This is a genomic window from Melaminivora sp. (assembly GCF_032059615.1).
Lineage (GTDB): Bacteria > Pseudomonadota > Gammaproteobacteria > Burkholderiales > Burkholderiaceae_C > Melaminivora.
Genome location: NZ_DAMCAM010000022.1, coordinates 39,901 through 46,896, shown reverse-complemented (window position 1 = coordinate 46,896; position 6,996 = coordinate 39,901). Strand labels below are relative to the sequence as shown.

At 67.0% G+C, this 6,996-nt stretch carries 7 protein-coding genes; all 7 read right to left on the bottom strand.

The features are described 5' to 3' along the window. Positions 1-382, bottom strand: a 382-nt coding sequence (locus RT051_RS06850) for an acyl-CoA dehydrogenase N-terminal domain-containing protein (protein WP_313074104.1), incomplete at its 3' end; no start/stop codon positions are given. A 67-nt stretch (positions 383-449) separates the two neighbouring features. Further along, positions 450-1,100, bottom strand: a complete 651-nt coding sequence (locus tag RT051_RS06845) for a TetR/AcrR family transcriptional regulator (RefSeq protein ID WP_313074101.1) — start codon at positions 1,098-1,100, stop codon at positions 450-452. Between the two features lie 187 nt (positions 1,101-1,287). Further along, entirely contained in the window at positions 1,288-2,397 is a 1,110-nt protein-coding gene (locus RT051_RS06840; protein WP_313074099.1) for an acyltransferase, read from the bottom strand. Between the two features lie 161 nt (positions 2,398-2,558). Next, complete coding sequence (argB, locus tag RT051_RS06835) at positions 2,559-3,449, bottom strand: acetylglutamate kinase (protein WP_313074095.1); 891 nt, start codon at positions 3,447-3,449, stop codon at positions 2,559-2,561. Between the two features lie 100 nt (positions 3,450-3,549). Next, positions 3,550-4,410 carry a hypothetical protein gene (locus tag RT051_RS06830; RefSeq protein WP_313074092.1) on the bottom strand — a complete coding sequence of 287 codons (861 nt, stop codon included), beginning with the start codon at positions 4,408-4,410 and terminating at the stop codon, positions 3,550-3,552. A gap of 62 nt (positions 4,411-4,472) precedes the next feature. Beyond that, positions 4,473-5,573 (bottom strand): glycosyltransferase, encoded by a 1,101-nt coding sequence (locus RT051_RS06825; RefSeq protein WP_313074089.1) that lies wholly within the window; start codon positions 5,571-5,573, stop codon positions 4,473-4,475. Positions 5,574-5,643: 70 nt separating this feature from the next. Further along, positions 5,644-6,996 carry a TolC family outer membrane protein gene (locus RT051_RS06820; RefSeq protein ID WP_313074086.1) on the bottom strand — a complete coding sequence of 451 codons (1,353 nt, stop codon included), beginning with the start codon at positions 6,994-6,996 and terminating at the stop codon, positions 5,644-5,646.

Here is a 6,996-nt window from a genome sequence, read left to right as displayed (position 1 = left end):
TGGTCCAGGCCTGGTTGGCGCTGTTGAGCATCTCGTACAGGCACTGGTTCACCGTATGCGGCAGGCCCTGGCCGCCGAACTCGGGGTCGCACGACAGCGCCGGCCAGCCACCTTCCACGTACTGGCGGTAGGCCTCCTTGAAGCCCTTCGGGGGCGTGACCTCGTGCGTCTGCACGTCCAGCTTGCAGCCCTCCTCGTCGCCGCTGATGTTCAGCGGGAAGGCCACGCCGGCGGCGAACTTGCCGGCTTCCTCCAGCACGGCGTTGATGGTGTCCTTGTCCACCTCGGCGTGCGCCGGCATGGCCTGGAACTCGTCGGTGACCTTGAAGACTTCGTGCAGCACGAATTGCATGTCGCGCAGCGGGGGCGTGTAGATGGGCATGGGCGCACTCCTGGAGAAAAACGGTGGTGGGAAAGGGAAAGAAAAAGCGTGGCCGGCGCGCAGCCGCTCAGGGGCTGTAGCGCGCCAGGATGTTGTCGAAACCCCGGTTGGCGCGGTCGATGGAGCCGGGGGTTTTCAAAAAGCGCGCCTCGTAGTGCAGCGCCAGGATGAGGCCGTGGATCTCGAACAGCATCTGCTGCTCGTCCACGTCGGCGCGCAGCTGGCCGCATTCCTTGCACTGCTGGATGGCGCGGCGCATGGCGGCCATCCAGACCAGCACCGAGCCGGCCAGCGCATCGCGCACGGGGCCCTCGCGGTCGTCGAACTCGACGGCGCCGCTGATGTAGATGCAGCCCGAATCGATCTCGATGGAGGTGCGCTGCATCCAGTGCGCGAACATGGCGCGCAGCCGCGGCAGGCCGCGCTCTTCGTCCATCGCCGGGAAGAACACCTCCTGCTCGAAGCGGTGGTGGTATTCGCGGACGACGGAGATCTGCAGCTCCTCGCGCGAACCGAAGTGGGCGAACACGCCCGACTTGCTCATGCCCGTCACATCGGCCAGCGCGCCGATGGACAGCCCCTCCAGCCCGATGTGCGCGGCCAGGCCCAGGGCGGCGTCGATGATCGCCGCCTTGGTCTGCTGACCCTTGTGCATGGACCCACCTTCGCGGCGCGTGGAGCGCGAGGGCTTGGAGAGAGGGGACGGGGAAGCCGGCATGGGTGCAATAAAACGAACGATCGTTCTATTTTGCACAAAAGCCTTCCGTCTGACCAGCCGTTCAGCAAGTCGTTGGTCGAGCCAAGGGTAAACCCCTAGATCGGGTGCTGCCCTGTGCCCGCTACGGGGCTTCAGGCGGCACGCGCCTGATCAATCCTCGCCTTTCAGCAAAAATTTCTGCCGTGCTTCACGCGCTCCCGACTTCCTTGGACAGGCTGTTCTGTACCTGGACTTCGACGCTGCCGCTCCCTGGTCTGCTTCGCAGGAGCACACCATGCAGTCGCTGCCCGAGCCTTATGGCCGGTTTCTCGATGAGGTACCACGACAGCACTCCGAGAAGGGCTGCCAGCAGCATCGCTGAAGCCCTGTGAAAAAGCAGCCCCTGCTGGGGAAAATTCAAGGCCAGCACCTGTTGCACCGGCCAGCCCCACAGGTAAATCCCATACGAAGCATCGACTGGCAGGCGCAACGCCAGCACCGCAGGGAGGCTGCACAAATACAGCAGGCCGAGAAACAATGCGGCATAAAGCAAATACGGCGCGTGGGCACTTTGCTTGAAAGCCAGGAACAATATAAATGCACCCACTGCGGGAGTCGCATTGATATGGATTTTATCCTTCCATAAAGCGAGCAACGCTCCGAAGGCAAAGCACGGCGCCAGGGAATCAATGGAGAGCTGCCGGGGCCGCCAGGTGAAAATAAGCTGGTTACCCGTGAGCGGATCCAAAATGATCAATGCCACGACCAAGGTTGCAATCAGGCGGTAATGATGCAAGCCCAGAGCAAATAAAGCGATCAGTACGATGTACGCGTCCACTTCGTATGGAATGCTCCATAACGAGCCATTGATCACCTGGGACACCTGGCCCACGAAGACCCCTGGCAACTCGTAATGCGGATGCATCGTCAGGTTGCCTCGAACGTAGCTCCAGACCCCAGAAGACTGAAAATAGGTGCTCCACGGCAGATTCGTCAACCACGGACCAAGAACCAGGGCACAAACAAGCACCACAACAATCAAGGCGGGCCAGATGCGGAACACCCGCGCCAGAACGAATTGCGTCACGCTCCTTTTTTGCAGCAGGCTGTTGGTCACCACCAGGCCGCTGAGAAAGAAAAAAATCTTCACCGCCAGGGAGCCGCTGTAATCGAAAGTGAGCCAGCGAGCCACAAAGTCACCCTCCTGCCCTGCAGGCAGCATCGCGGGTGCGTGTCCGTAGATCACCATGCAGGCGGCGATCAAACGGATCAGGTCGAAATTGTTGTTTTGGCGTTGCAGCAGCTGGTTCAGATACATGGCAGCGAGAAACGCGTCAGGCAGAAAAAACAGGATGGCCAGCGCCCTGCAGGGTGGAACTGGCCTTTGCTCCCCACCCTCACCCGGAAAAGAGAGGGAGGAGACATCACATCAAACCTGGAGTTGTTGCAATCAATAGCTACGCCCGGAAATCCCTACATTTATTCGCTGCGGATCATGGTGCCGTAGGCCTGGTCCGTCAGGATCTCCAGCAGCATCGAGTGCGGCACGCGCCCATCGACGATGTGCACCGCGTTGACGCCTGCCTTGGCCGCGTCGATGGCGCCGGCCAGCTTGGGCAGCATGCCGCCGGAGATCGTCCCGTCGGCGATCAGCGCATCGACCTGCTGCGAGGTCAGCTCGGTCAGCAGCTCGCCTGATTTGTCCAGCACGCCCGGGATGTTGGTAAGCAGCAGCAGCTTCTCGGCCTTGAGCACCGTGGCCAGGCGGCTGGCGACGACGTCGGCGTTGATGTTGTAGCTCTCGTTGTCCTCACCAAAGCCGATGGGGCTGACCACGGGGATGAAGGCATCGTCCTGCAGCGCCTTCACCACGCTCGGGTCGATCGCCACGATATCGCCCACCTGGCCCACGTCGTGCTCCACGGCCGGGTCGTGGTTGTCCAGCAGGCGCAGCTTGCGCGCGCGGATCATGCCGCCGTCACGCCCGGTGAGGCCCACGGCCTTGCCGCCGACCTGGTTGATCAGGCCCACGATGTCCTGCTGCACCTCGCCGGCCAGCACCCACTCGACCACCTCCATGGTCTCGGCGTCGGTCACGCGCATGCCCTGGATGAACTCGCCCTTCTTGCCCAGGCGCTTCAGGGCCTGCTCGATCTGCGGGCCGCCGCCATGCACCACCACCGGGTTCATGCCGACCAGCTTCAGCAGCACCACGTCCTCGGCGAAGTCCTGCTGCAGCGCCGGGTCGGTCATGGCGTTGCCGCCGTACTTGATGACCATGGTCTTGCCATGGAACTTGCGGATGTAGGGCAGCGCCTGGGCCAGGATTTCGGCCTTGTCGCGCGGGGCGATGGATTGCAGGTCGGTCATGGGCAACGAACGGGTAAAAGGGGGGAACGGAGCGAGGGCGCATTGTGGCGCATGGCGCCGGCGCGCGTGGCTGGGTGGCGAGCGCCGGCGCTCTGGCGCGTCAGGGCGCCGCCAGCTGCTCAATGACGCGCACCGCCAGCCCGCCGCCCGGCACCAGCGCGCCGGCCAGCTCGGCGGTGGCGTTCATCAGCATCTGGCGCGTGAGGATGCGGTCGAGCTTGTCGGCGAACCACTTGCCATCGGTCTGCACCGCCCCGGTCAGGCCATCGACCTCGATCACGCCGCGCTTGTCGGCGCTGGACCAGACGAACTCGAAGGCGAACACCGGCCGCAGAAACAGCGACAGCTTCTCCAGCGTCACCACGTCCTGGCCGATGGAGTGGGCGTTGATGGCCTGGCCGTTGAGCGCGGCGCAGGCCCGCTGCACCACGGCCTGCTCGGGCACCGCGGGCCGCACCACGCCGCCGGCCTCCACCGCGGGCACCTCGTGGTAGCGGTATTTTTCCGCATAGGCCTGCAGGGTGGCGGCCTTGACGTGCGCGCGCTCCAGCCCGTCGAGCCACATCAGGTGCGACAGCTTGCGATGGCAATGCTCCTGCGCCGCCACCTCGAAGCGGGCTTTGTCCCCCGTGCGCGCCAGCTCGAACTCCTGGCCCAGCAGGGTCACCTTCTGCGCGTGCGGGTTGTGCACGCCGATGGGGTACTGCACGCTGCAGGTGTAGTCCACCGTGCGCGTGGCCTGCACGCACCAGAACGGCTCGATGCGCGACTCGCTGCGCGCCAGCAGCACCGTGTCCTCCTTCGGCCGGTTCCACGGCGTGAGCCGGGCCAGCTTGCCGAAGGCATCCAGCTTGGCCTTCTCGGCCTGCTCCTGGGCGGCCCGGAAGGAATAGACCTCCTCGAACTGGTAGATGTGCGTGGCTTCCGGCGACTGCACGATGGTCTGCTGGGCGATTTGCATGGTCGATGGCCTGTGGGAAGGACGAGAGGAAAACGCAGCACCCGCACCAGACCGCAGCCCGCTCAGGACTGCAGCCAGCCCGGCACCTTGAAGCGCACGATGGCCAGGTAGGCCGCGACGTAGAACACGATGAACAGCGCGCACAGGCCGATCAGCACCGGCGTGTTGTTCCAGAACAGCACGGCGGGCACCACCGTGAGCGCGGTGAAGGCCCAGAGATAGGGCGAGGTGCGGTTGTTGCGCATCAGCATGTCGCGCGCGGCGTCGTCGTGGAACACGCCGCGCACGATGCGCCGGTAGATGAGCTGGTGAAAATGCAGCGCGTCGGCCACCCCCGGCGAGACGCCGCGCACCAGCTTGCGGTAGATGGAGAACACCGTCTCCCACACCGGGTAGATCAGCAGCAGCATCGGAAACCACGGCGACACTGCCGCGTTGCGCTGCACCAGGCTGACGCTGGCCAGGGCGATCACCGCGCCCCACAGGTAGGCGCCGCCGTCACCCGCGAACAGCAGGCCGCGCGGGTAGTTCCAGACCAGGAAGCCCGCCGTGGCCGCCGCCGTGGCGACCAGCAGCGCGGCCAGGGCCCGGTCGTCCACCTGCAGCGCCACGTGCGCCAGCGCCAGGCAGACGATCAGCGCCACCATGCCGGCCAGGCCGTTGTAGCCATCGATCAGGTTGAAGGCGTGCGGCAGCCCGGCCACGGCCAGCAGCGCCAGCGCCATGCCCAGCCAGGGCGCGGCGGCCAGGGGCGCGTCCAGCCAGGCCAGGCCCATGCGCGGCACCGCCATGTCCAGCAGCCCCACGGCCAGGGCGCCGGTGAGCGCGGTGAGCACCAGCCGGTGGCGCGCGGTCAGGCGTTGCGTCAGGTCCTCGGCGATGCCGCCCAGCACGGCCGGCGCCAGTGCCAGCAGCCACAGCAGCACCCAGGGGCCCAAGTGCAGCGACCCCGGGTCGCCCAGGTAGGCCCGCGCCATGCCCAGCAACCAGGCCCCGCCCATGCCCAGCAGCAGCGCCACGCCACCCAGCCGGGGCACGTTGCCCAGGTGAAAGCGCTGGGGCATGTCCTCGCCATAGTTGGCGGTGTGCCGGTGCGCGCTGCGCACGATGAAGCCGGCGGCCACCGCCGCCATCGTGAAAGCTATGACCGCCAGCCAGACCATGGGGCACCGATGTTAACTGCTGGCCGGCGGCGCCTGGCAGCCTACCCAACAGGCGGGCTCAGACGCAGCTTCAGCGCAGCAGCCAGGCATTGGCCTGCGCCACGCTGGCCTGCGCGTCCTCGCCGGACAGCGCGTACAGCCGCAGGCGCGAGGCCAGGTACAGGTAGCGCGCTTGCGCCAGGTCGCGCAGCGCGGCGGTGCGCTGCTGCTCGGCGTTGAGCACGTCCAGCGTGGTGCGCACGCCCGCGGCTAGCGACTTGCGGCTGGACTGAACGGCCTGCTCGGCCGAGCGCACGGCCTGCTCAAGCGCGGCGATGCGCAGGATGCCCTCGGTCATGCCGCGAAACTCGTGGTGCACGCGCACGCCCAGGTCGCGCCGCGCCGCCTCCAGCAGCTCGCGGGCGCGCTCGTGCGCGGCCACGGCCTGGCGCACGGTCGAATTGACGTAGCCGCCCGCATACAGCGGCACCTGCAGCTGCAGGCCGATGATCTTGTTGTCGTAGCGCTGGTTCACGCTGTTGACGTTGTCGCTGCTGGTGCGCGACCACTGCGCCACCGCGTCCAGCGTGGGCAGGTGCCCGGCGCGGGCCTTGTCCACCTCCTGGCGGGCAGCCTCCGCCTGGGCGCGCAGCGACTGCAGCTCGGGGCTGCTGGCCTCGGCTCGGGCGATCCATTCGTCCACCGACGCGGGCACAGGCTGCTGCGGCGCAAAGCGCTCGCCGTCCAGGCCCGCCAGCTGCTCGACCGCCTGGCCCGTGAGCACCTCCAGGCGCCGGCGCGTATAGACCTCGTTCTGGCGCGCCTCCATCTCCTGTGCCACGGTCAGGTCGAGCCGCGCCTGGGCCTCGTCGATGTCGGTACGGGTGCCGCTGCCAGCCTGGAGGGACTTGCGCGCAGCGTCCAGCTGCGTGCCGTAGGCCTCTTTCTGCGCCAGCACCAGCGCCAGCTGCTCGCGCGTGAGCAGCGCCTCGAAATAGGCCTCGCCCACGCGCACGACCAGGTTCTGCTCGTCGCGCGCCAGGTCGGCTTCGGCGCTCTCGACCTGCGCCTCGGCCTGGCGCACCTGGGCCATCAGGTAGGGGCGGTACAGCGGCTGGCGCACCGACAGCGTCTGGTTGCCCGAGAAGTAATGCGTCTGGGTCCGCACGTCCTGGCCGAACGGGCCGCGGCCCTCGCTGATCAGGTCGTTGTAGTTGCGCCCGGCGCTGAACGAGACGTTGGGCCGCAGCTGCGACAGCGCCTGCGGCAGCCGCTCGCGCTGCGCCTCGGCGCCCGAGCGGGCCGCGCGGATGGTGGCGTCGTTGGCCACTGCCGCGTCGTAGGCCTGCTGCAGGTCGAGCGCCCAGGCAGGGGCGGCCAGCGCACCGCACAGGGCCGCGCCCGCCAGGCCGGGCAGAAGAGAGAGGCGAGAGAGGCAGCGCAT